Here is a 25,652-nt window from a genome sequence, read left to right as displayed (position 1 = left end):
AAGTTTTAATTTAATAGTCAATTGCTTTTATGATGAACAGGTGGGTATGTATATGAATACGAATTATGGAGCGCTCATGAAAATGTTAAGAGTAGTTGATTCTAAAGAAGGCGGGAATGTAAATGATATATGAAGCGAATATACATACAAGAAAAAAACTAGTTTCTATGTTTAATGATTTCAATAACGTTGTTTTACTTTCTTATTTACAAGGGCATATGGGTACTGCTTGGGTAAATGATCTTGAAAATCCAACAGTAGCACAAGTTACGGTAGGAATTTTCACATTTTACGCTGGAGACCCAAACGTGCAAGAAACAGAAGAGTTATTACGTAATATTCCAGAAAGAATTTTAGTTATCGTAAATAGTGAAGAGTGGAAACAACGCCTAGAAACATTCCATGAAAGAAAAATAGATAAGTTTTTACGTTATAAATTCAAACGAAATCTAGAAGTTTTTAATCGTTCAAAATTACAATCTTTTATATCAACACTTCCAAAAGGATATGAGTTAAAAAGAATAGATAAGCATATCGCAAATAGCCCTACATTACATAAGATCTCCGAAGATTTTACAAGTCAATTTCAGTCGGTAGAAGATTATATAAACCGTGGTATAGGTTATAGCATTTTATATAACGGAGAAGTTGTATGCGGTGCATCCTCGTATAGTATTTATAATGATGGCATTGAAATTGAAGTTGCGACTGATCATAATCATAGAAGAAAAGGTTTGGCAACTGTAGTTAGTGCAGCTCTTATATTGGATTGCTTAGAAAATGGAAAGTATCCAAACTGGGACGCAGCGAATACTACATCTGCTAACCTAGCAGAAAAGTTAGGATATGTTTTTGATAAAGCGTATGATACTTATTTTGTGGATAATAGATGAGTGAAGGAATTACATACTAAAAAATAAATGCGCCCTAGTACGTAAGTCTAGGGCGCATTTATTAGTTGGTAAATATCTTCATAACAATCTTATCACATTTTATCTTTTGAATGTTTGGAATTAAAGATATTTATGTGACTTTTTGAAAAAATAAAAGAGCAGCTAGCAAAAGCTTACTGCTCCTCTCCAAGGGAGAATGGAGAAATACAATCATGTTACCTATAGTATTGACGGAACATTAAGTTTTAATCAGTCATTTATAAAAAGAGAGATAAAATATCTTTGATTAATCCTTTGGCTCCGATTAGTAGTACTGATAGAAAAACGATTGAGAATATATTTTTTTATTACATTTACAATTTGAAGAGTAGAACGTGTTTATCGTAATTCTCCAAACACCAATTATATTTTTTTAGAATAATTGGATGGACTGCTTCTTTCGTAGTATCGACTTCAGTATATCCATATTTCTTATAAAAGTTTTCTAATTCCTCAAAAGGAAGACAATATACATTTTGTATTTGTGATTTTTTCGCAGTTTCTACTAAAAATGAAACAAGCTCACCAGCTAATTGAAGCCCTCTAAATTGAGGTAGAATAAAAATCCCGCCCATTTCTAAAGTATCTTCATCTATTTGGACTAATCGGCCAACACCTGCATACTCGTTGTTATATGTAATAATTGCAACTTTATCTCTCTTTAAATCACTTCTTACAAATCCTATTGAGTTATATTGACTATTAATCCATTTTAAATCGTTAGATGTAGCTAGTTGAATACTCATATACATCCTCCTTCGGAATACTAGCGCTCTCTTCATTATATAGAACATAAGATACTATATCAAAGGAACCTTGAGATAGCACATTTGTTTAAGTTATTAGTTAAAAGTGTGGGGTTGCTGGCATTGAAATGATGGCTTCACCAAACATAGGATAATAATGTTGTGAATTTAGTGTTACATAGTCAAAATAAAAATTAGTTCATGCGTTCGGTAACGCACGATTTTTTTAGTGTAGAGAAGATCATAGGGGTATTTTAATTAGTATCTACTGTATTAATTGAAGTTATTAAGGAAATGTGGTAATCCCTAGCCTTAGTGATACAAATCATATTAAGGTTTAGTAAAAAAACTCTTCCTGAAAAAGAGGGGGATTAAAGATAAGAGCACTTCGAAAAGTGCCCTTCAGTAACGACTATTTATTCTAAAAAGAAAGGATGCAATATATTATATGAAGTTAAGTGTATTTAAGTATGGGTCTTTTATATAAATGTGAAATAAAAGAGAGCTGTCTTCTTATTAGAAGGCAGCTTTTTGTTATTACAAAAAAGAATTAGAAGTAAAATGTAAATTCAAGTTACTTGTCCAAACATTTTTTTTAAAAATACATAAAATGCTAGTAGTTAGCCAATATTTTTATATTGCTAATTTTTTAGACTAAAAGGGGTGATTTTATGTGTGATTGTGAAGTTTGTAGAAGAAAGAAAAAACGTGATCCATTAAATCGGGGTTCTGAACCAAAAAAACAGGTTTCTGAGCCAATAAATCAGGATTCTGAATCAGGAAATTTTTATTCATTTAGTAAAAATGCAAATTTTTTAGAAGAAGCTATACAAACAGATGAAATCGATCAAGTTTCTGAGGAATATATTGAAATAGTAGATTCAGCAGATGTACAAGTTACTACTACAAATACAAAAGCTGCACTATCTATCCAAGCCGCGTTACAAGCAGCTATTGTGGTTGTAGTAAGTATTTCTATAGCAGATAGTGAAAAGGCAGATAAAATAACACAAGAATTGTTTCAAAAATCATCTATTAAACAAATTAATAGACAAAAAACATTTATTAAAAATTCCAGAAACGTAACCGTAACAACTACTGATACAGATATTGCAGTGAATATTCAAATTCTCCTTCAAATTTTATTAGCGTTACTAGTTAAACTAAACATTTTATAAAGTGTCTATCCCATTTATATTTAGCTATAAGGGTTCACTCTAAGTAAATATTTTTTTGTTGTAATATGTGGTACAAGCTTGGACTTCTCATTATGACTGAATTAATATTCAAGATTGCTGGGAAATTAAGTGTGGAAAATTACACAATAACAAAGGTGAACTTATTATTTAACAGTGAATAAAACTTATATATGTGAAGTAAAGGAGGGCTGTCTTCGTATTAGAAGACAGCTTTTTGATTTTATTAGTAAAAAAGTGAAAATAGAAGATTAAGTTACTTGTCCAAGCAATTTTTATTTAAATGCATATAATGCTGGTAGTTATTTGAAATTTTTATAGAAAACTGATAGGAGTGAACATTGTAAATGGATGATTTAAATAAATTTTCTTCCTTTAAGTTTGATAAGGATCAAAAGAATATAATTATAGACCTTTTACTCTCAGATATTTTTAATAGGCATGGGATAAATGAAGAAAAATTAAAAAATTTATCACCAGAAAAAAAGCAGCAAATTAAAAGTATTGTTTCTGAAATACAATCACAAGTTAATAATTATTTAGATTGAAAGGGGGTGAACGTATGGACAAAAAATGTCATTCAGATGAAAATAAAAAGTGGAGTGCATTAGATTCCTCAAATCCTCATCCGTCTTTTAAAAATACTAGCGTTTCAGAAGTAGCTGCGCAAGAAAGTAAAACTTACCAAATTTCTGAAGAATCTATTACAATTGTAGATTCAGCAGATGTAGAAGTTACGACTACAGATACAAAAGCCGCTTTATCTATTCAAGCAGCATTACAAGCAGCTATCGTGGTTATAATAAGTATTTCTATAGCAGATAGTGAAAAAGCTGACCGTGTAGCACAAGAATTGTTTCAAAAATCATCTATTAAACAAATTAATAAACAAGAAACTGTTATTAGAAACTCTAGAAATGTTACAGTTACGACAACAGATACAGATATAGCAGTAAATGTTCAAATTCTTCTCCAAATTTTATTAGCTTTACTAGTAAAATTAAATATTTTATAAAATGTTTAACTTGCTTTTTATCTAGTGATTCTTACAGGTGAATATTTACTGTTTTAAGTATAGTACAGGCTATAAATATTAATCATAACTGGACTAATATTTAACATCGCCAAAATAATAATGAGAGCAATGTGATGGAAAATGAAGTTTGGTTATTTTATGAAAATTTAAAAGCCATTTCTTTTATTGGATTTGGCTTTTAAATTTTAAAAAGTATGAATTTGAAAAGATTATATTAAGATAAAGAATTAAAATATAATGATACAAAATACTTATAAAATTATTCGTGTTTTAGAAAAATAATAAGAAAAAGGTGTTTAAAATAGAATCATTTTCATTAATAGTTCAAGTTTTGAAGAATAGTGCATACAATATAAAGTGTTTTCCTTTCTTCATTTAAGTTTTACGTATATAATTTAAAAGTACTATTTTTATTTTATTATTTTATATTTATAACAGAATAGAGGTTTAAAAATGGGTGTTAAAATCATTACGGATAGTGCGGCGGATTTACCAGTAGAATTGCTGCAAGCATATGATATTGATTTAATTCCACTCCGTGTATATGATGAAGCAGAAACAGAGTATTTAGATGGAGTAACATTAGAGTCAGTTACATTATTGCAAAAAATGAGAGAAGGCGCTGTTTATAGAACGTCATTGCCTTCACTTGAAACTTTCCAAGAAAAATTTGTTTCTTATGCAAAAGAAGGTAATCCTTGTATATATTTAGCTTTTTCATCTGAACTATCTGGTACATATCAATCATCAGTTGTCATTAAAGAGGAAGTAAAAGAAACATATGCAGATTTAGATTTAGAAATTATTGATACGAAATGTGCTTCGCTTGGTCAAGGTCTTGTCGTTTTAGAAGCTGCTAAAATGGCAAAAGACGGCGCATCAAAAGAAGAGATTTTAAACCGTGTCGCTTTTCTAATGAACCATATGGAGCACATCTTCACTGTAGCTGACTTACAGTACCTTGTTAGAGGTGGACGTTTAAGTAAAGTAGCTGGTTTTATCGGTGGTTTACTAAACATTAAGCCGATCTTAAACGTGGAAGAAGGAAAACTTGTACCACTTGAAAAGGTACGAGGGAAAAAGAAAGTATTAAGCCGTATTGTTGATATTATGGAAGAGCGTGGTAAAGACCTTAAAGGTCAAACAATCGGTATGACTCACGGTGACGATTTAGAAACAGCTGAAGCATTAAAAGCATTAATTACGGAAAGATTTGGCTGTGAAGTATTTATCGTAAATACAATTGGTGCAGCAATCGGAGCACATACAGGTCCTGGCGTTATAACGTTATTTTTCTTAAATGAAGTAGAGTAAAGGATTGATCTTTTGATCAATCCTTTTTTATTTTTTAATCTGTGAAAATCGGTCGATATGGTATTGATGAAGATAAAATCTTTGAAGTTTTCCTATATCAAATGCAATCTTGTAGAGGGAGTATTTTTTATATGTGGAATGATACTTAATGGTAGAAGAAAAGAGTATAAATAAGAATGCATTTATAGGAATCTGAATATTTAATGATATCGAAATTTTTTCATTTCATATATAATTGTGTAGGGAGAAATATCTGTAACTATTTGTAAAAATAGGAGGCGGCTATAAAAATGCAAGAAATTGCTAGATGGGATTTAAATCGATTGTATTTGAATGAGGATATTCTATTTCCGATTTTGGAGTTGAAAGAGCAATATTTTGTAACAAAAGATGTAGAGATTCTTTCAAAGCTTATACAAGCTATTGAAAAAGCAGAATACTATTTGTACTGTCAATCGGTTGAAGAAAGTGTTTCATCTGACCTTACTAAATTGACTGTGAAAGTGAAGGAACTAAAAAGTGAAGTACAGCAAGTAATAAAACATAATGAAGTGGAAACTTCAGATAATACTAAGTTAATAAAAGATGAACTTAATGCGTGGGAAAATATGTACATACAATTACGGGATAGGATAGAAATAGCGCACAATAACAAACAATTATCATTTGGACAAGCAAATAACATTGCAATGAATAGTGATAATGAAAAGGAAAGATTAGAAGTATTCGAGTTACTTACAAGTACTTTACATAAGGAAAAAGAAATCTTTGCTACTGTATTAAATCAAATAGGGAGATTACGTAATATAAAGAGTAATGAAATAGAAGATAGAGAGATTTTAACACAATCTTTTCATGCGAATGGCATTTCAGAAACTGTATTATTACAAATGTGGAATGTGACAGAAGAAAACCTTGATAAATTAGTAAGTGCTTTAAACGTGTATAAGAAAGGGAAAGCTTCGATTACATGGCATGAACTTATGACAGTAAAGGAAAGTAATGAGGTTACTATTCCTTTTTCAGTCGCAGTACAAAACGTTTATGATGCATGTAAGAATATTGACGAAGAATTAGCAGAATTTGCACGTAATGCGATAGAAAGTGGATGGGTAGATGCTGAACCGGGAGAGAATAAACCACCAGGTGGGTTTTGTGCTCCATTTTTCAGTGAGAAAGAATCGAGAATCTCCATGCGTTATGATGGGAGTATAGATAGTGTAAGAGTGCTCGCTCATGAATTAGGACATGCTTGGCATTTTTATAATATGAGTTTTGAACAATCTACATCTTTTTTAGATGATTATTTGCCGATGAGTACGGCTGAATCAGCATCTATTTTCTTTGAAACGGTACTCTTAAATTATCTAATTGAAACAACTGATAGTAAAGATATGAAAAAGGCATTGCTTAGCTGGAAAATAAGAAATAGTTTTAATTATGTAATGGCAATACGAGCATCGTATCAGTTTGAAAAAACATTTTATGAAAAATGTAAAGAGGGTCCATTAAGTGGTGATGAAATTGAGAAATTATCTATAATGGCACAAAAAGAAGCATATGGAAATTCTTTAAGTGAATACCAGCCGTTTGTATGGATGAAATATATTCAATTTTATATAGCAGATGTTCCTTTTTACAATTATCCATACACATTTGGATATTTAGTAAGTTTTAGTTTATTAGAAATAGCTCAAGAAAGTAAAAGTACTTTTCATCCGAAATATAAAGAGTTTTTAAGAGAAACAGGAAAGGCTCCAGTAGAGGAGCTTATGAAAAAATATTTTGAAATAGATATAAGAAATTATGAATTTTGGAATAAGGCTTTTATTCAAATTTCTAAAGACATTGATGAATATTTGCAGCTTATGTAAGGGGAGAGTATAGTGGATCAACAGTTTATAAAAGGTATACCTTTTTCAACTTTAGAATATGCAAAAGCTATAAGTTTATTAAAAGGTTGGATACATGAACAACAAGAGAAACCAAGGTTTGTAGTAACTGCAAATTCTGAAATTTTTATGTCTGCAAAGGAAAATACGGAAAAATCAAAGCAGTTTAAAAAGATGTTACTATCTGCGGATTTAACTCGTGATTTAATAAAATATTGTAACGACAATGAATATCGTGTCTTTCTTTTTGGAGCCGCTCCAGAAAGTAATAAAAAGGCATTAGAAAAATTAAATGAGCAGTTCCCAGGAGCACAGTTTAAAGGACAGCATGGATTTGTAATGGTGAAGAAATAGAAAAAATAAAAATAAAAATTAAGCAATTCAAGCCGCATTTACTACTCGTAGGACTAGGTTCACCAAAACAAGAAGAGTTCATCTATGAAAACATACAAACATTAAACGTTCCGCTATCTATTGGTATCGGAGGCATGATTGATATAATATCTGGTACTGTAAAAAGAGCACCGAAAATGATGAGGGATACTGGAACTGAATGGCTGTATAGGTTACTCTCACAGCCGAAAAGATTGAAGAGGCAACTTGTACTTCCGAAATTTTTATTGTCGGTTATGTTAGAGAGAGTGAAAGGAATGCCAAGCTAAGAAAGGACAAGTAAGATGATAGAGCCGTTATCTAATGAAAAAGCTACAATGATTTTTCAAGAACTGAAAGTAGAATGTGAAACTTTATTTGAATTTAAAATTCGAAATGCAATACCTATTCATCGTGGTTGGCTAAATTTGAAGTGGAAACTCGAAACGGATGCAGGGGATTTTGTATTAAAGCAATATAATCAAGAACGCTACAAAATGTATAACCCAGACCTTTTAATACAAGCATTACAACAACAGCAAAGATTACATAATAATGGTGTAAGTTGTCCAAGGGTATTAATTTATAAAAATAATGTAATGCATATATCAAAAAGTGATGAAAGATTTATAGTATTAGAACATAAGGAAGGTAGCTTAGTTTCACCAGGAAAAGTGAATCAAAAGGAAATTCACTCTCTTGGTCAGACGATAGGTTATATGCATAACTTGTTAAATGATGGCTCTTTAATAAAAGGAGAAAATCCTAAATTTGTTCCACCTACTAAAGAGGCGAGATTGAAACATTGGGGAGAAAAAATGAGAGAAGTAGAGAAGCTAGGAAAAGAGCACATTCTCTCTTATATAAAATTACAGCAAGAAGCAACACAATTGGTAAATACAGAACAATTTCATAATAGCCAACGGGGATGGGTGCACCGTGATTTATGGGTAGATAATTTCTTGTTTCTTAATGATAAAGTATCAGCGATTCTTGATTTTGATCGCATGGATTACGATTATGTAGAGTTAGATATTGGCCGTGTAGTTATATCGTGCGCATTAAGTGACGGAGTATTAAATAAGAGTCTTGTTGCATCATTTTTAGAAGGGTACCGAAATGATGTAGACTTTCCAGTAGGGAATATTGTTCGGGCAATTCAAATGCTTTGGTACATGGAGAGTACTTGGTGGATCCATGCCAATATGGATCAGCATAGTGTACCACCTTCACGCTTTGCAGATGAAATGAATTGGATAGCTGAAAATTATGGTGTATTACATAATATATTGGCCGACTTATAAATAAAGAGGAGACTACATACATGAACAGAATCGGCATTATTGGAGCAATGCAAATTGAAATAGATTTACTTTTAGAAAAACTAGTTATACAAGAGGAACAGACAATAGCGGGAATGCCTTTTTATATTGGAGAATTCATGGGAATAGAAGTAATTATTACACGTTCTGGTGTAGGGAAAGTAAATGCAGCTGCATGCGCGCAAACATTAATTCATAAATTTGATGTAGACTCTATCATTAATACGGGCGTTGCTGGCGGATTACATTCAGATGTAAAAGTCGGCGATATAGTTATTTCAACGAATGTTACTCATCATGATGTAAGTAAAACTCAAATGAAAAACTTATTTCCGTTCCAAGAGGAATTTATTGCAAGTAAGGAATTGGTAGAGTTAGCACGTAAAGCTTGTATTAGTAGTAGTTTACAGATTGCAGTTCATGAAGGAAGAATTGTCAGCGGTGAATGTTTTGTTGAAGATTCAAAGTTAAAGGCGAAATTAATAGACGAATACGCACCTCATTGTACAGAAATGGAAGGGGCAGCAATTGGACATGTTGCCTATATAAATGATATACCGTTTCTCATTATAAGATGTATTTCTGACAGCGCAGATGATGAAGCTCAAATTTCTTATGATGACTTCGCGCAAACTGCTGCGAAGTATTGCTCAGAAATTATTATTGAGATGCTTAAAAATATAAAGAGTAAAACTGTACTATAGTTCAAAAGGAGAGAATGAGATGTTACAAGCATTAATTTTTGATATGGACGGAACGTTATTTCAAACAGATAAAATTTTAGAATTATCTTTAGATGATACTTTTAATCACTTAAGATCACTACAATTATGGGATACAGTAACTCCAATTGATAAATATAGAGAAATTATGGGTGTGCCGTTACCGAAAGTTTGGGAAGCTTTATTACCGGACCATTCTATTGAAGTAAGAGAACAAACAGATGCATATTTTTTAGATAGACTTATTGAAAACATAAAAAGCGGAAAAGGCGCTTTATATCCAAATGTAAAAGAAATATTTACATATATAAAAGAAAATAATTGTTCCATTTACATTGCTAGTAATGGTTTGAAAGAATATTTACGAGCAATCGTAACTTATTATGCTTTAGACAAGTGGGTGACTGAAACGTTTAGTATTGAACAAATACAATCGCTAAATAAAGGTGACTTAGTTAAAAGTATTATGAACAAATATGATATAAAAGAGGCAGCCGTAGTTGGTGACCGGCTATCTGATATAAATGCTGCGAAAGACAACGGTTTACTTGCAATTGGGTGCAATTTTGATTTTGCGCAAGAAGATGAACTTGCTCAGGCTGATGTAGTAATAGATGATTTAATGGAGTTGAAGGGGATATTGCCTGCTGTACAGAGATAAATAAAGTGTGTGCATTTTTTCCAAGTCCTATATGTCTTATTTTATGGAGGGAATATGTTTAAAAATAATTTTAAAATTAGTAATATTCCCGCGGTCTTGTGGGGAGATAAGAGTGAAAAAATTTTTATTGCAGTACATGGAAATATGTCAAATAAGGAAGATGCAGTTATTCAAATATTAGCTGAAGAAGCCAATCGAAAAGGTTATCAAGTATTAAGCTTTGATTTACCTGAGCATGGAGAAAGAAAAAATGATAACACTCCTTGCAAAATACAGATTTGTGTTAGTGAATTATCTATAATTATGAATTATGCAAAAGAAAATTGGAAAGAAATAAACGTGTTTGCATGTAGTATGGGAGCGTATTTTAGCCTTTTAGCTTATCAAAATGATGTGGTAGAAAAGGCATTATTTTTATCACCAGTAGTTAATATGGAAAGAATTATCGAAAATATGATGAAATGGTTTAATGTAACACCAGAGCTTTTGCAAAAAGAAATGACTATAGAGACACCTATTGGTCAAAAGTTATATTGGGATTATTTATGCTATGTAAAAGAACATCCTATTAATATATGGAATATAGATACATATATTATGTACGGAGCCAAGGATGAACTGTGCGAATTTGAAACTATTAACTATTTTACAAAAAAACATCGTTGTGAATTAGAAGTTATGGAGACGGGTGAACATTACTTTCATACTGAAGAACAGTTAAAGATATTTGAACAGTGGTTACACAAACATATCGATTAACAAATTACAATTGATTTTGAACCTGTTAGAGAAGAATGAGAAATATATAAACTTATTGTATATTTGAGAGAATTTATAAATGGTGAATGTATACACTTAAACAAACACATGCTTTAATTCAATAAGAATTAAACAATTTTAAAGAGCCTTATCACACACTAGATTGTAGCAAGGCTCTTATATTTTCATAATAAAATTAATCAACTGTATTATCGGTTTAGATATGAAGTGAAGAATACGCACGCTATGAATTAAATAAAGTAACAACCATAAAAATGCTCAGAATAAATGATTCTCGAGCATTTTATATATTTTCGTACTTAGGGGGAATGGACTTGAAAGATATACATATTCAACAAATAGAAAATTTAATGGGATATGAATTCAGTCATCTCGTTCAAGACAGTGAAGAAGAAGGTTTTAATTTCCTTATAAGGCTAATAAGTGAATATAAAAACGAAATAAATACATTCAATAAAACTGGAGAATGTTTATATGGTATTTTTCAAGGTGATATGTTAATTGGAGTTGGAGGTTTAAATGAGGATCCGTACACAAAAGACAATAAGATTGGGCGGTTAAGGAGATTTTATATTTCAAAGGATTTTCGGCGTATAGGGTTAGGGAACTTATTATTAAACCAACTATTATGTCATGCGGAAAAGTATTTTGAAGTGATTGTATTACATGCTGACACGAAGGAAGGAGATGCGTTTTATACTGCAAATGGATTTGTAAAAGAGGGATTATATAAGGGATCTAGTCACTACAAAGTATTATCGAGGTAGCTACCAAAAGAATAGACGGACAGGTTTTTTGTTGGTAAATCGATATATCTTAAAAATCGCTGATATATGAAGTTGCGATCCTTATATTAAAAAACAACTTTTATAATTTCATTTACTAAATTGTTATTATAAAAAAGAGCACCTTAGCTTTTAAAATTTAGCTTATAAGGTGACTCCTTTTCAGTCAATTACGTTTTAACGTTCATTTGTTTCAATAATAATCCTGGTTTACCTTTTACATAATAAAAATGCGGATTATTTTCATCATCATAAAGCATAATATAAGGCTTTTCATTTAGTGGGAGCAGTATAAGTACTTCGTCTATTGTAGTGTGTAACCATTGATTAGTAATAGAAACCGGCTTAGATAATGGGATTTTTATCATATAGCCATCTTTTGGAACGACATTTAAGTTTTTAAATGGACCAGTAATTGCTTTAGCGTATTGAACTGCTTCTTTTTGGACTATTGGATCTAAAGATTGTTTTTGAATGACCATTTCTTTTTGACAATCAAACACTTCAATTTGTTGATTTGTATTTGCTAATGCATTTGTTGATAATAGAAATAAAAGAAGAGAAATGACCTCGATTTTTTTTATCATAATACAACACCTCACCATTACTATCCCCTCAAAAGCTTTAAATATTTTTCTGTCACATTCATGTAACAAAGATGTTGTATGATACAATTGGTTTTTGTTTAAAAGCAATGGAGGAAAAAATATGAAAGTTTTAATTGCAGATGACGAACAAGATATGTTAAGAATTTTAAAAGCTTATTTTGAAAAAGAAGGCTTCGAAGTTTTATTAGCAAAAGACGGAGAGGAAGCACTTCAAATATTTTATGATGAAAAAATTGATTTAGCTATTTTGGATTGGATGATGCCAAAACATAGTGGTATTACTGTCTGTCAGGAAATAAAAAAGAATTCAAGCGTAAAAGTATTAATGCTTACGGCGAAAAGTGAAAGTGAAGATGAATTAGCAGCACTTCAAAGCGGGGCAGATGAGTACGTGAAAAAACCATTTCATCCAGGAGTACTAATTACGCGAGCGAAAAAACTTATTCAGCATGATGATATTATTCAAGTACAAGATGTAAAAATAAATTTCGCCAAAAATAAAGTATATAAAAATGATATAGAGTTAGAAATTACAAAAACAGAGCTCGAATTAATAAAATGCTTTTTAAATCATAAAGGAACGATTTTAACTCGTAAAAAATTGCTAGATATTGTATGGGGATTTGACTATTTTGGAGAAGAGAGAACGGTTGATACACATGTAAGAAGGCTGCGTAAAAAAATTGGAGAAAATATTATTAAGACGCATCGCGGGTTGGGCTATAGTTTGGAGGAACAAAGTGAATAAACTTGGGAAAAAGTTATTTTTAAGTATTTCTGCAACTGTTATTCTCATCTTTATGATTTCATTATTATTCATTAACAATCTCTTACCGAACTATAATATTTATAAAACACGTGAAAACTTAAATAAATTTACAACACAAATACAAAATACAACAGTGGAAAATATAGAGGATGTTATTCATACAATTGAAAGTGAAAATAACGTTACAATTGCGTATACGCCAATTAATCAGTCAGAAGATGCTATGAACGAAGCGTTACGCATGCAACTTACGAAAAAGAAAGTAACTTTAAATAAGCTTTGGATTACGAAAGACGAAGTTATGAAAGTGAAGACGGAAGGGCAATCGAATAAACTGTACGATCAAGGAAAGGTAAAAGCGAGTTTTTTTGCTAAATATATTGCGAAAGATGATACGATAATTTTAATTGGGACTTCCATTGCGAATTCAAATGAAATTATAAATACGTTAAATACATTTTACTTATACATCGTATGTTTCTCGCTCCTTCTTATTATTTTACTTGTGTGGATACTTTCAAAAATAATAACGACGCCACTGAAGGAGCTAAGTGATGTGGCTCAGGATATTTCACATTTGCAGTTTAAAAGAACGAAAGTGAAAACGAATGATGAAATAGGAGAGTTGGCCAATAGTATTAATATCATGAGTGAAAAACTACATGAAGCACATCAAGACTTAACTAATCGTAATGAAAATTTAAAACGATTTATGGGTGATGTAACGCATGAATTAAAGACACCGATCGCATTAGTAAAAGCATACTCTATGGGGATTAAAGATGGATTAGATGATGGGACTTACGTAGATACAATTATTAAACAAACAGATCAAATATCAAACTTAATTGAAGAACTATTACGATTTTCTAAACTAGAAAGAGATATTTTACAAAAAGAAGAATTCCCCATTGAACCACTGGTCCAGAGTATATTAGATAAGCATCAGATTGACCTGGATTCGAAAGCAATTGACTTACAAGTAAACTGTAATACGGGTGATACAATCGTTTATGCAGATTTAAATAAAATGAGAATGGTATTTCAAAATTTAATTTCTAATGCAATAAAATATACAGCAAATCAAAGCATAATAATTACTTTAGAAGATAGAAATAAAAGTATATATTTTCAAATAAAAAATGGCATTCATACGGATAAAATTAAAGATATCGAGAAAATTTGGGAGCCTTTTTACGTACTAGAATCTTCTCGTAGTAAAGAAAAATCAGGTACAGGATTAGGACTAGCGATAGTGAAAAGTATTTTAGAAAGACATGGTTTTGAATATGGAGTTTCCTCTATAAATGGAGAAATTCAATTTTATATAAATGTGAAAAAGGACAAATGAAAATTTAGTCCTTTTTGCAGCTTTAGAGGTTAGCGATACAGGATGAATCACCATAATTTTCAAAATTGATGTATTAAATGGAGAATTAGCAAATGTTCTACTTTCATTAAATTCACGTGAAGTTCACAGGGAAACGTTATATTTACATAGTTACATTTGAATTTAATGAAGTGAGGTATTCGGATTTGAAAAGAAAGAAATTAGTAATTGGTAGCATTTTAATGGGGATGACGTTATCTTTATCTGCATGTGGTTCATCAGATAATATTGTAACTACAAAATCAGGAAGCATTTCAGAAAGTGATTTTAACAAAAAATTAAAAGAAAACTATGGTAAACAGAATTTATCTGAAATGGTAGTAGAGAAAGTATTAAATGATAAATATAAAGTTACGGATGAAGAGGTAACGAAACAACTGAAAGAATTAAAAGACAAGATGGGCGATAATTTTAATACATATATGGAATCTAATGGTGTGAAAAATGAAGATCAGTTGAAAGAGAAATTAAAGCTTACTTTCGCTTTTGAAAAAGCTATTAAAGCAACCGTAACGGAAAAAGATATTAAAGATCACTATAAGCCAAAGCTTCAAGTTAGCCATATTTTAGTGAAAGATGAAAAGACAGCAAAAGAAATTAAAGAAAAATTAAATAGTGGCGAAGATTTCGCGGCATTGGCTAAACAATATTCAGAGGATCCAGGCTCTAAAGAAAAAGGTGGAGAACTATCTGAATTTGGACCAGGTATGATGGTGAAAGAATTTGAGGATGCTGCATATAAGTTAGAAGTTGGTCAATTGAGTGAACCTGTTAAATCTTCTTTCGGATATCATATAATTAAGCTAACGGATAAAAAAGAGCTTAAACCATATGAGGAAGAGAAAGAGAATATTCGTAAAGAATTAGAACAGCAACGTATACAAGATCCTCAATTCCATCAACAAGTTACTAGAGATCTGCTTAAAAATGCAGATATAAAAGTATCAGATAAAGACTTGAAAGATACCTTTAAAGAGTTAGAAAAATAATAAATGGAATGTAAGACAATCGATAGAAATATCGGTTGTCTTTTTCTCTATTTTTCCGGCTATTTGCCGGGCAGTAAGACCCCAAAACTCAAAATTCAGCGGAAGCAAAGAAGTTAGGTGGGGCCCCGCTGTCCGTAAACGCCCGATTGGTGAGGGCTCACTTTATATAGAAGCTGGGAGTGGGAAAATACTTTCACACCTGTATTGAATTTTACTTAATAAGAAATCTTTGAGTTTCTCAACTATTATATAAAAATAAAACTGAATTTTCAGTTATTTTGTTATATAGTAAAAGAGAACGAATAAGGGGAGGGAACATTTTGAGTAAAAAGAAAATGGCAATTACACTGTCAGCAATGCTATCTGCAACAATTATACCTAGCTTTACTATGGATGTGCATGCAGAGAAGAAAGAAGAGACTAAAAATACGAAAATTGAATTAGAAAATGGGATGACAAAGCCGATTTATTCTCTCGATGAAGCTATTATCGAAAATTTATATGTAGAGACAGAGGTTGATAGTGATCGCGACGGTAAGAAAGACAGAGTATCGATAAAAGTTATGCGTCCAAAGACAGATTCGAATGTGAAGGTTCCTGTTATTTATGAAATGAGTCCATATCGATCTGGATTAAAAGATGTTCCTGTATATAATGTAGATGAAGAATTGTATGCGTATGAAGGAAAACCGTATGGAGCGGTTAATCTTGGTTCGTATGGGAACTATTACGTGCCAAGAGGTTATGCAGTTATTCTAGGCGAAAGTATCGGTACTGGAAAATCAGATGGATGCCCTACAACTGGAGATGAACAAGAAATACTCGGTACAAAGTCTGTTATTGATTGGGTAAACGGTCGCGCGAAAGCATTTACAGAACAGGGTGAGGAAGTTCAGGCAAATTGGTCTACAGGAAATGTAGGTATGACTGGAGTTTCTTATAATGGTACACTACCAAATGCTGTTGCGACTACTGGAGTTGAAGGTTTAAAAACAATTATTCCAATCGCAGCAATTAGTAGTTGGTATGATTATTATCGTGCAAATGGTGCAGTAATTGCGCCAGGCGGATATCAAGGAGAAGATACAGATAATATGGCAGAAGCAGTACTGACAAGGGAAAATCCTGAAGTTTGCGGACAAGTTATAAAAGAGTTAACGGCTGGACAAGACCGAAAAACAGGTAATTATAATGATTTTTGGGATAAACGCAATTATGTAAAAGATGCTAAAAATGTAAAAGCAAGCGTATTTGTTGTTCATGGTTTAAATGATTGGAATGTTAAGACGAAGCAGTTCGCGCAATGGTGGGATGCACTCGGAGAAAATAATGTTCCTCGTAAAATGTGGCTACACCAAGGTGGTCATGGTGGGACATCAAGTAATAACTGGCAGCAAACACAAAATAAATGGTTAGATTATTGGTTGTACGGAATTGAAAATGGAATTATGGATGAACCAATGGTTGATGTGCAAAGAGAAAATAAATCGTGGCAAAAGATAAAAAATTGGCCAGATCCAGCGGCTGTACCTTCAAAAATCCGTATGTATTTAAGTAATAAATCAGTCAATTTTCCACTAAGTATGGGATCGGCTAATAAAGTTTTCTCATTCTTAGATGATGCACAAATGAAATCAAATCAATTAGTAGCAAACCCAGAATTAGAAGTAGCCAATCGATTAGTATATACAATGCCTGTACTTCAAAAAGATACACGCATAAGTGGTACACCAAAGATTTCAATTACAGGAAATATTGATCGATCTGTATCAAATTTAACAGCATTACTTGTTGACTATGGAGGAGCGAAGCCGGAAATCGTAACGAGAGGCTGGATGGATCCACAAAACGTAAAGAGTATAGAAAATTCAACAGCGATTCAACCGGGCAAAGATTATACATTCACATGGGACATGCAGCCAGATGATTATGTCTTTAAAGCTGGACATCAAATAGGGGTCGTTTTAATTGCTAGCGACTATGATTATACAATTAGACCGAAAGCGGGCACGAAACTTACAGTGAAATTAAGTGAAGTGACATTGCCGATTGTGAAATAAATATTTTTTCCAAAGAGCTTACTAAAGTAAGCTTTTTGTTTTATAGTCTGAATTTTTAATTTTATATTTCAAATTGGAAGGTTATGTAATACAATATCATTATATTCTATGGAAAGTGAGTGATATATTATGACAGTCAGCTCTTTCGAAAGCGCATTAAATTTAGAGGTACAGGAAGATTAGTTGAATTGGAATCTTCCGTACGTAAAAACGGAGGAGAAAATAAATGTTTAGTTTTTATAGTACACTTTGTACGGAACTGTATGATTACACAAAACCAGTCGGTTATTCTTTAAATGGTGATATTGAGTATTACAAAGAACGTTTAAAAGATTGTAGAGGTAGAATTCTCGAAGCTGCAGTAGGTTCAGGGCGTGTCATCATTCCGCTTCTAGAGGCTGGTTTTAAAGTGGATGGGATAGATTATTCACCTGAAATGCTTAATTCTTGCCGTAAGCGGTGTAAAGAGAGAGGCTTACATCCTAATTTGTATGAAGGAAGCTTGCAACAATTTTCAATTCCGCATAAATATGAGGCAATTATCATTCCTACTGGATCTTTTTGTTTAATTGAAAATCGTGTGGATTCTATAAACGCATTGAAATGTTTTTATGAACATCTTAATCCAGGCGGACGATTAATCGTAGATATTATGCTTCCGCATGACTGGAAGACTGGGGAAATTCATACATCGACTTTTTCTTTGCCGAACGGAGACGGAATCACATTAGAAAATAAATCAATTGAAATAGATTGGCTGAACCAAGTTACTGTATCATATTTGAAATATGAAAAGTGGAGTAAAGGACAGCTAGTACAAACAGAGTTACAACGTTTTGCGCTGCGCTGGTATGGAATAGTAGAGTTTAAACTCCTTTTAGAAAGTATAGGTTTCTCTAACATTACTTGCTCTGCCGAATATGATTATGAAAAAGAACCTTCAAATGCAAATCAAATGATTACTTTTGAAGCTGTGCGAAACGAGAAATAAAAGAACTATCTATGAAAATAAGGCAATTGATATAAGATCGATTGCCTTATTTTAATTGTATATCGCTTACATGTTATTAGGTTTTCATTGTCCAAGCATTCTGCTACTTACTACATATACTATTTATGTTAAAGTCAGCTACTATTTTATATAGGGCTGTTATTTCCTATAAATGCTATTTTAGTGAAGTGGGAGGAATCAATTTGGAAAATATAGAACAAGATAGAATTGAAAATCAAGTGTATTCAAATCGTGTAGTAAGATCAGAATTTGATGCGAATTGGGAAACTTGTATATCAAAGAGTGGTTATGTAATTTATGTAGCAACAAGTAATAATGCTGAAGTAATTGTACTTCTTGCAGATGGTTCAAGTAAATTATTAATTTTCGAAAAAGGCGGTAAAGTGGTAGTAGGTGGCGGTGGAACAAGTCATTACAGTAAGCCACATATTGCAAGAAATATTTAAGGTAAAACATGTTAATTGAGAAGAAGCTGGAAGACGGTTAGTCATTCATTTTTAGAGAATGACTAACCGTCTTTAAATGTAGTTTTTGAAGAATTATATAACCAATATAAAAAGCATTTCCTATTTCGGGAAATGCTTTTTATATGTTATAGTATAATAGTGTTTTAAAACAATGTTATTTTAATATATTTCAAATTTTGTTATGTATTATTTTTATATTAAATTAGCACATAAAGTATTTTTTTATATAAGGAGTAGTAATTAGAGAAATGAAAAATATAGACTTTATACTAGAAAGTGATGAGGCATTAAAACCGTCTGAACGATTAGTACTATTATTATTAGAGAAGCATAGAATGTTATATACAAACGATCTATTGGCATTATCAAATTTATCATATAAAACATTAACAGATTCATTAACGGCGCTTGTTTTAAAATCGTATGTGTTAAAGGAAACAGGTAAGGGAAGAAGACAGAATTGCTATAGATTAGTATGATAAGGCAGCTGTTTTAGAGATTTTTACATATGTTTTTTCAATCGTAAGGCGAAAATAAGTTTTTTGTTTTCAAACGAAAAGCTCACTATAAGAGGGACAAAGATAGTGGCGTTTCATTTTTGTAAACGTAATTATTTCGTCATTGAAAATACAAAAATAAAATAAAACCGCATAAAACAGAAATAAAAAAACAATCCATTTTTAAAATGGATTGTTTTTTTATTGGAATAATATTATTTCATATGTTGAAAGCATGAATAGCAGAATAAACATTACCTGTTTTAGTTTATGCAACTGAACGAATATGATGAAAACTATGTGTATAGTTTTTTTAATTGCTTTTTTCAGTAACTCTAATGAAATCATAGTCTTTATTGTTTAAAGGTATTATTTTTAACATTATTGCTATTCAACATTAGTACAAAAGTGATTTATAATATTATTATGTAAACTTAAGTTTTTAAAAGGAAAATGTAATAATTAATAGAACATGTAGAAGGGGATGCTTAAATATTTTGAAGGATAGGAGATTATTATGGAGCATTTACAATCAATAGCACAAGCTGTTTTAAGTGGTCATAAGGAAAAAGTAGTGGAGTTTATAAAGGCGAGTCCAAGTATTGTTAACGAATGTAGTGAAGATGGATGGACACCACTTCATTTAGCAGCTTATTTTGGACAGAAAGAAATAGCGAGTTTTCTTTTAGAAAGCGGTGCAGATATACATAGTAGAGCGAAAAACGAAAATGAAAATACGCCTTTGCAAGCAGCAATTGCGAACAAGCAAAGTGAACTTGTTGCTTTCTTAATTGAAAAAGGATCAGATGTAAATATTATGCAAAGTGGTGGCTGGACAGGACTTCACGAAGCGGCATTATTAGGAAATGAAGAAATAATTATGTTACTCCTTAAAAATGGAGCTAATAAGATGATAAAGAAAAATGATGGGAAAACAGCGTATGATATTGCATTAGAAAAAGGATATGATCATCTATTACATCATTTGAAACAGGAAGTGAACTTATGATGAATAAATGGAGTGTTGGTATATTTTTATTTAATGAAGTAGAAGTGTTAGACTTTGCAGGGCCATTTGAAGTTTTTTCTGTAACTGAGGTGAATGAAGAAAAACCATTTACTGTTTATACAGTTAGCGAGAATGGGGAAATGATTACAGCAAGGAACGGATTGAAGGTACAGCCAGATTATAGTATTGAAAATTTACCACCAGTGAATATTTTAATAATTCCGGGTGGGCTAGGTGCTAGAGAATATGAAATAAAAAATGAAATAGTAATAAAATGGATTCGCCAACAAATGAAAGAAGTAACGCTGATGACTTCAGTTTGTACAGGAGCGCTATTACTGGCGAAAGCAGGTTTACTGGAAGGTTTAAAAGCAACAACACATTGGGCTAGTATTGAAAAGTTTCAAAATGAGTTTCAAAATGTTGAAGTTATAGAAAATGTAAAGTTTGTAGATGAAGGACATATTATAACATCTGCTGGAATTTCAGCTGGAATTAATATGGCATTTCATATTGTGAAAAACTTGTTAGGTATGCATGTTGCGGAGGACACAGCGAAGCGAATGGAGTATGATATTAGTTTGCCAAATTAAAAAGCCCGAATTGGGCTTTTTATATTGAATGAATATAGTTAAGCTCTTCATCACTCAAAATAGGGCGAACAGATGCATTTGCATTTTCTTGTGCTTGCATTCCGGTTTTGGCACCAGGAATTACAACACTTACTGCCGGATGAGAGAGTACATAGCGAAGTGCAAGTTGCCCTAGGGTCTGATTTTTATTTGAGAGCAACCGAAGTTTCTCTACGGTTTGTAAGTCTTCTTGAAACCAAGTTTCATTTGGCCAATCTTTGCGTAAATCTCCATCTGGAAAAATTGTTTTATTTGTGAATTTTCCAGTTAAAATGCCCATTTTTAATGGACCACGAATAATAGCTCCTAGATTTTCCTCTTGTAAGAATGGTAAAATATCTTTTTCAGGTTTTCGATTTAATATATTGTAATCAAGTTGTACGATATCAATTTCGTTGTTGTTATTGAAATGATGAATGTATTGTAAATCATGAGTCGAAACACCGACTGCCCTTACTTTTCCATCACGTTTTAATATGTCAAATGCACGTAGAAATGCTTCTGTTTCTCTACGATTATGCCACCAAATATGACAAAAATAAAGATCAATATAATCTGTTTGAAGACGTTGTAAACTTGTTTCAAATACGGCGATGATTTTTTCGGGAGTATCATATACAGGAACTCCATTAGGGTCGTAGTGGTGTCCGATTAAACCACCTTTCGTTGATAGGATAATATCATTACGATGTCCTTTAATCGCGGTGGCCACCAACTTTTCACTATGTCCTAAACCATACACATCCGCAGTATCAATAAAATTCACACCACACTCAATTGCTTTTTTTATAGCAGTTATAGATTGTTTATCGTTAACAGGTCCCCATTCATCACCACCGATTGCCCATGCCCCAAAACCTATTTCAGAAACAGTTATTCCAGTTTTACCTAATGTGCGGTAATGCATATTTCCCCTCCTTGTAAGCATGTTATAACATGGATATGTGGGGTAAGAATTTTTTGTGTGAAAAAACTCTTCTACAATAGTAGAAAAAGAATTACAGAAACTACTATTTTATAGCAGCATGTATAAAAAAAAACGGTGTAAATGTAGAAATGTCGTCGAATGCTATCTTTAATTGGTAAATTTATGGGATATTTTTGTGAAGGAGTTTATTTTATAAGAATAGAATTTAGTTTAGTAAGAAAATGTGCCGATGGTAGTGAAAAATATGGGTTAGGGGGATTTGAATGAGGAAACTCAAACGAGTAAATGTTCCTAATATACCAGAACAATCATCACAACCTAGTGACAAGCGTAAGATAAATAAAAAGAAGTTAAGGCGTCTTATTTTAATGGTCCTTTTTATTGCGGCAACTACTCTGTACGTTCAATATATTTTAACGAAACAACAAGAAGTAATTGATAAAAAGAAAGATACGATTACGGATCAAAAGAAACAATTAGTATCTTTAAAGAAAGATAAAGGTTCTTTAAAGACTAACATAGAAAATTTAACAGACGATGAAGAAGAAATTTTGAAGTTTGCGAGAAAAGAGTATCAATTTTCTAAGTCAAATGAAACTATATTTGTGATGCCAAAGTAATAAAAAAACAGTTAGCCATTGAACTGCACCTCCAATNAACAATTGGAGGTGCAGTTTTTTATGTATGAATGTCATGGTACAAGGAACAATCACATATTGTAAAAATGAAGAGTTTAAGCTATTTGCATAAATATGGAATATGCACTAAAATAAATGTTGTTAAAATTCTGTCAATTATATTATAATACAAGGTAAGCGGATATATTTTTTAATCAACGTTGAGTTCCTCGCTCATACGACTATTAAGAAACCCGTTATCCTCGTATAAGAAAGGAAGATAGCTGTGTACGCTTCAAATACAATTTATATCGTAGGGGATGCGAAAGCACCTCAAAATAATCCCATTACTGAAAAGTTTAAAAGCTATTTCGTAGCATTTGTACTTGTTAAGGATACAGGGGAAATTGTAGATGCAGACTGCTCAGCGACAATTGCATTAACATCTCAATTTGTTAAATATTTATTTCTACATAAAAATATAAATGACCCGGCGTTAGTAATGGAAGTAAAGAACCGATATTTCGGCTCTTCTCAAAAAGCGTTACTTGTAGCGCTAAAAGATGCACAGAAAAAATATAATCAGATTGCTGCTTTGTCTACTCAATCATAGACAAAATCCAGCCGTAAGAATCATTCTTATGGCTGGATTTTTTTATTTCACATTATCGTTCTACATCAAAAGTAAACGAAAACAAAGTAGAGTGATAGAAGAGTAAATGCCCAATGAGTTTACCTAATAATTCGTGGGTATAAATCTCCGGTGGATTAAGATTTCACTTCATTGGAGAACGAAAGGATGAACAAAATGAAAATTACAGATGTAAAAGTAAATCGTAGACGTGTAAAACTTCATACACCGTTTAAAACCGCGCTTCGTACTGTAACAGAAATTGAAAGTATAGATGTTTATATTCATACAGACGAAGGAGTGATTGGTAAGGGGGCTGCAGCCGCAACGCCAGTTATTACGGGTGATTTCACCAGTGGAATGGAAGATGCGATTTTAGGACCGATGCGTTCATGTTTAATTGGTCAAGATATCATTCAGTTTCAGCAGTTACTACAGCGCATTCAAATGAGTTGTATTGGAAATTCAAGTGCGAAAGCAGCGGTAGATATCGCTCTATATGATGTATATTGCCAATATCAAAATGTGCCGTTATATGCATTGTTAGGCGGGAAGAAAGAAATTTATACCGATATTACAGTGAGTGTGGATGAGCCTGTATTAATGGCAAAAGAAGCGAAGAAACATATAGAAAAAGGATTTCAAACATTAAAGATTAAAGTGGGTAAAGAGGCGCATTTAGATTTGGAACGTATTGAGGCAATTCGAAATGTAGTACCAAGAAATACGACATTACGTTTAGATGCGAATCAAGGTTGGAGTCCAAAAGAAGCGATCTCTATTATTCAAGAGATGGAAAATCGTAATTTAAATATAGAATTTATTGAACAACCAGTACACGCGAAAGATTGGGATGGGTTAAAGTACGTCAAAGATCGTGTGCAAACGCCAATTATGGCCGATGAAAGTATATTTTCAGCAAGTGATGCATTAAAGCTCGTTCAAGGAAGATACGCAGACTTAATTAATATTAAATTAATGAAATGTGGTGGCATACGTGAAGCATGGCGTATTGCAGATATCGCAGAAACGGCTGGTGTGAAGTGTATGGTGGGAAGTATGATGGAATCTTCACTTTCCGTTAGCGCTGTTGCACATTTAGCGGCAGCACATCCTAATATACATTATTTTGATCTTGATGCACCGCTTTGGTTAATGGAAGAGCCAGAAGGAATGACTTATTCTGGATCAAAGGTAAACCTTCAATCGACAGTGAATAGTAAGTCTTAGGAGAAGAGACTAGTAAACTATTTTTTTAAGGGGGATATATATGAAAAAAGTAGGAACTGCATTTTTAACAACTTTATTTATATTTTCATCGTTTACATCGGCAAATGCTGAAGAAAAGAAGGATAATAAAGCATTTATAGATGTATCTGCTGCAACGTTATGGACAGCACCTGATTCATTAAGGTCAATCGATACACCGAGTGCAACAAATCCAGTGGATCTATGGAAATGGACGAAATCAATGACACTTGACGAGAAACTATGGTTAACAAATGCAAATAAATTAGAAACACAAGCGTTACTCGGTCAAGAAGTAACCGTTATTGATAAGAAAGGCGAGTGGGTGAAGGTATTAGTGCATGGACAGCCAACACCACGAAATGAAGAAGGTTATCCGGGCTGGATGCCTGAAAAGCAATTAACATATAATCAAGAATTTGCAGATAAAACAAATGAACCTTTTGTGTTAATAACAAAGCCAACAGCGATTTTATATATAAATCCTTCTGAAAAACATAAATCACTTGAAGTCAGTTATAATACAAGACTGCCGCTATTAAGTGAAGACACAATGTCATACCGTGTATTGTTGCCAAATGGTCAGAAAGCATGGCTACGAAAAAATGATGGAACAGTTTACCGTTCTCAAACTGATATTCCAAAACCGACAGCTGATGATTTAATTAACACAGGGAAAATGTTTTTAGGTTTACCGTATATATGGGCTGGTACAAGTGGTTTTGGATTTGATTGCTCTGGCTTCACACATACGATCTATAAATCGCACGGCATTACAATTCCGCGAGATTCTGGACCGCAATCAAGAGCAGGAATTGCAGTTGATAAAGAAAACTTACAAAAGGGAGATTTAATCTTCTTTGCACATGATCAAGGGAAAGGTAGTGTCCATCACGTTGCAATGTATATTGGTGATGGCAATATGATTCACTCACCAAGAGCTGAAAGGTCGGTAGAGATTATACCACTAAATACACCAGGATATATAGAAGAATACGCTGGTGCTCGTCGTTACTTACCTTAAAAATAGAGGGGGT

Annotated in this window: 27 protein-coding genes and 1 pseudogene; 25 read left to right on the top strand and 3 right to left on the bottom strand. The window is 32.2% G+C overall.

All coding sequences use genetic code 11. The features are described 5' to 3' along the window. Window positions 1–122: 122 nt before the first annotated feature. Complete coding sequence (locus tag ACTJJY_RS07380; protein ID WP_340719974.1) at window positions 123–893, top strand: GNAT family N-acetyltransferase; 771 nt, start codon at window positions 123–125, stop codon at window positions 891–893. A 353-nt stretch (window positions 894–1,246) separates the two neighbouring features. Here ACTJJY_RS07380 and ACTJJY_RS07375 read toward each other — a convergent pair whose 3' ends face one another. Then, window positions 1,247–1,678, bottom strand: coding sequence for a GNAT family N-acetyltransferase (locus ACTJJY_RS07375; protein ID WP_095690700.1), 432 nt, complete (start codon window positions 1,676–1,678; stop codon window positions 1,247–1,249). Between the two features lie 671 nt (window positions 1,679–2,349). Between ACTJJY_RS07375 and ACTJJY_RS07370 the strand changes: the two genes are divergently transcribed. From ACTJJY_RS07370 to ACTJJY_RS07320, 11 genes and pseudogenes are all read left to right on the top strand, one after another. Then, window positions 2,350–2,856, top strand: coding sequence for a spore coat protein (locus tag ACTJJY_RS07370; RefSeq protein WP_089171260.1), 507 nt, complete (start codon window positions 2,350–2,352; stop codon window positions 2,854–2,856). A 365-nt stretch (window positions 2,857–3,221) separates the two neighbouring features. Beyond that, window positions 3,222–3,422: a spore coat protein W gene (locus ACTJJY_RS07365; protein WP_000342253.1), complete on the top strand. Its 201-nt coding sequence runs from the start codon at window positions 3,222–3,224 to the stop codon at window positions 3,420–3,422. 14 nt (window positions 3,423–3,436) lie between these two features. Beyond that, window positions 3,437–3,889, top strand: a complete 453-nt coding sequence (locus ACTJJY_RS07360; protein ID WP_440605320.1) for a spore coat protein — start codon at window positions 3,437–3,439, stop codon at window positions 3,887–3,889. A 474-nt stretch (window positions 3,890–4,363) separates the two neighbouring features. Continuing rightward, entirely contained in the window at window positions 4,364–5,224 is an 861-nt protein-coding gene (locus ACTJJY_RS07355) for a DegV family protein (protein ID WP_089171258.1), read from the top strand. A gap of 290 nt (window positions 5,225–5,514) precedes the next feature. Further along, window positions 5,515–7,098, top strand: coding sequence for a M3 family metallopeptidase (locus ACTJJY_RS07350; protein WP_144465276.1), 1,584 nt, complete (start codon window positions 5,515–5,517; stop codon window positions 7,096–7,098). Between the two features lie 12 nt (window positions 7,099–7,110). Further along, a pseudogene (locus ACTJJY_RS07345) lies at window positions 7,111–7,778 on the top strand (WecB/TagA/CpsF family glycosyltransferase). A gap of 15 nt (window positions 7,779–7,793) precedes the next feature. Beyond that, window positions 7,794–8,792: a phosphotransferase gene (locus ACTJJY_RS07340; protein ID WP_440605319.1), complete on the top strand. Its 999-nt coding sequence runs from the start codon at window positions 7,794–7,796 to the stop codon at window positions 8,790–8,792. Between the two features lie 20 nt (window positions 8,793–8,812). Further along, window positions 8,813–9,514 (top strand): 5'-methylthioadenosine/adenosylhomocysteine nucleosidase, encoded by a 702-nt coding sequence (locus tag ACTJJY_RS07335; protein ID WP_440605318.1) that lies wholly within the window; start codon window positions 8,813–8,815, stop codon window positions 9,512–9,514. Between the two features lie 19 nt (window positions 9,515–9,533). Continuing rightward, window positions 9,534–10,193 carry an HAD hydrolase-like protein gene (locus tag ACTJJY_RS07330; RefSeq protein ID WP_168410545.1) on the top strand — a complete coding sequence of 220 codons (660 nt, stop codon included), beginning with the start codon at window positions 9,534–9,536 and terminating at the stop codon, window positions 10,191–10,193. A 54-nt stretch (window positions 10,194–10,247) separates the two neighbouring features. Further along, window positions 10,248–10,952, top strand: coding sequence for an alpha/beta hydrolase (locus ACTJJY_RS07325; RefSeq protein ID WP_053564205.1), 705 nt, complete (start codon window positions 10,248–10,250; stop codon window positions 10,950–10,952). A 335-nt stretch (window positions 10,953–11,287) separates the two neighbouring features. After that, on the top strand, window positions 11,288–11,740 hold the full coding sequence (locus tag ACTJJY_RS07320; RefSeq protein WP_423220065.1) for a GNAT family N-acetyltransferase: 453 nt from the start codon (window positions 11,288–11,290) through the stop codon (window positions 11,738–11,740). Window positions 11,741–11,928: 188 nt separating this feature from the next. On the opposite strand, the gene ACTJJY_RS07315 is transcribed toward ACTJJY_RS07320, so the two are convergent. Next, window positions 11,929–12,345 (bottom strand): hypothetical protein, encoded by a 417-nt coding sequence (locus tag ACTJJY_RS07315; RefSeq protein ID WP_095690706.1) that lies wholly within the window; start codon window positions 12,343–12,345, stop codon window positions 11,929–11,931. Between the two features lie 121 nt (window positions 12,346–12,466). On the opposite strand from ACTJJY_RS07315, the gene ACTJJY_RS07310 reads away from it, so the two are divergent. The 9 genes from ACTJJY_RS07310 (at window position 12,467) to ACTJJY_RS07270 (ending at window position 21,152) form a co-directional block, all read left to right on the top strand. Beyond that, a complete protein-coding gene (locus ACTJJY_RS07310; RefSeq protein ID WP_000865979.1) occupies window positions 12,467–13,114 on the top strand; it encodes a response regulator transcription factor in 648 nt (215 codons plus the stop codon). After that, on the top strand, window positions 13,107–14,486 hold the full coding sequence (locus ACTJJY_RS07305) for an ATP-binding protein (protein ID WP_440605317.1): 1,380 nt from the start codon (window positions 13,107–13,109) through the stop codon (window positions 14,484–14,486). The genes ACTJJY_RS07310 and ACTJJY_RS07305 overlap by 8 nt, the downstream gene beginning before the upstream one ends. Window positions 14,487–14,671: 185 nt before the next feature. Next, window positions 14,672–15,514 (top strand): peptidylprolyl isomerase PrsA, encoded by an 843-nt coding sequence (locus ACTJJY_RS07300; RefSeq protein ID WP_001987511.1) that lies wholly within the window; start codon window positions 14,672–14,674, stop codon window positions 15,512–15,514. Between the two features lie 320 nt (window positions 15,515–15,834). After that, complete coding sequence (locus ACTJJY_RS07295; RefSeq protein ID WP_098127584.1) at window positions 15,835–17,574, top strand: Xaa-Pro dipeptidyl-peptidase; 1,740 nt, start codon at window positions 15,835–15,837, stop codon at window positions 17,572–17,574. Window positions 17,575–17,800: 226 nt separating this feature from the next. After that, window positions 17,801–18,565, top strand: coding sequence for a class I SAM-dependent methyltransferase (locus ACTJJY_RS07290; RefSeq protein ID WP_440605316.1), 765 nt, complete (start codon window positions 17,801–17,803; stop codon window positions 18,563–18,565). Window positions 18,566–18,768: 203 nt separating this feature from the next. Next, window positions 18,769–19,032, top strand: a complete 264-nt coding sequence (locus ACTJJY_RS07285; RefSeq protein WP_016081250.1) for a hypothetical protein — start codon at window positions 18,769–18,771, stop codon at window positions 19,030–19,032. A gap of 269 nt (window positions 19,033–19,301) precedes the next feature. Continuing rightward, window positions 19,302–19,532 carry a hypothetical protein gene (locus ACTJJY_RS07280; protein WP_000789031.1) on the top strand — a complete coding sequence of 77 codons (231 nt, stop codon included), beginning with the start codon at window positions 19,302–19,304 and terminating at the stop codon, window positions 19,530–19,532. Window positions 19,533–20,067: 535 nt separating this feature from the next. Continuing rightward, on the top strand, window positions 20,068–20,559 hold the full coding sequence (locus ACTJJY_RS07275) for an ankyrin repeat domain-containing protein (RefSeq protein ID WP_065484052.1): 492 nt from the start codon (window positions 20,068–20,070) through the stop codon (window positions 20,557–20,559). Further along, window positions 20,556–21,152 (top strand): DJ-1/PfpI family protein, encoded by a 597-nt coding sequence (locus ACTJJY_RS07270; RefSeq protein ID WP_440605315.1) that lies wholly within the window; start codon window positions 20,556–20,558, stop codon window positions 21,150–21,152. The genes ACTJJY_RS07275 and ACTJJY_RS07270 overlap by 4 nt, the downstream gene beginning before the upstream one ends. A 19-nt stretch (window positions 21,153–21,171) precedes the next feature. On the opposite strand, the gene ACTJJY_RS07265 is transcribed toward ACTJJY_RS07270, so the two are convergent. Beyond that, window positions 21,172–22,098: an aldo/keto reductase gene (locus tag ACTJJY_RS07265; protein ID WP_095690711.1), complete on the bottom strand. Its 927-nt coding sequence runs from the start codon at window positions 22,096–22,098 to the stop codon at window positions 21,172–21,174. A 284-nt stretch (window positions 22,099–22,382) separates the two neighbouring features. On the opposite strand from ACTJJY_RS07265, the gene ACTJJY_RS07260 reads away from it, so the two are divergent. From ACTJJY_RS07260 to ACTJJY_RS07245, 4 genes are all read left to right on the top strand, one after another. Next, a complete protein-coding gene (locus tag ACTJJY_RS07260; RefSeq protein WP_001228739.1) occupies window positions 22,383–22,739 on the top strand; it encodes an FtsB family cell division protein in 357 nt (118 codons plus the stop codon). Between the two features lie 283 nt (window positions 22,740–23,022). Next, window positions 23,023–23,349 carry a DUF3870 domain-containing protein gene (locus tag ACTJJY_RS07255; protein WP_000271314.1) on the top strand — a complete coding sequence of 109 codons (327 nt, stop codon included), beginning with the start codon at window positions 23,023–23,025 and terminating at the stop codon, window positions 23,347–23,349. 186 nt (window positions 23,350–23,535) lie between these two features. Next, on the top strand, window positions 23,536–24,597 hold the full coding sequence (locus ACTJJY_RS07250) for a dipeptide epimerase (protein ID WP_120460708.1): 1,062 nt from the start codon (window positions 23,536–23,538) through the stop codon (window positions 24,595–24,597). Window positions 24,598–24,637: 40 nt separating this feature from the next. Beyond that, window positions 24,638–25,639, top strand: a complete 1,002-nt coding sequence (locus ACTJJY_RS07245) for a C40 family peptidase (RefSeq protein WP_078993775.1) — start codon at window positions 24,638–24,640, stop codon at window positions 25,637–25,639. Window positions 25,640–25,652: the final 13 nt, after the last annotated feature.

The organism is Bacillus sp. 22475 (assembly GCF_052044835.1).
Lineage (GTDB): Bacteria > Bacillota > Bacilli > Bacillales > Bacillaceae_G > Bacillus_A > Bacillus_A cereus.
This window is presented reverse-complemented; position numbering and strand designations above follow the sequence as displayed.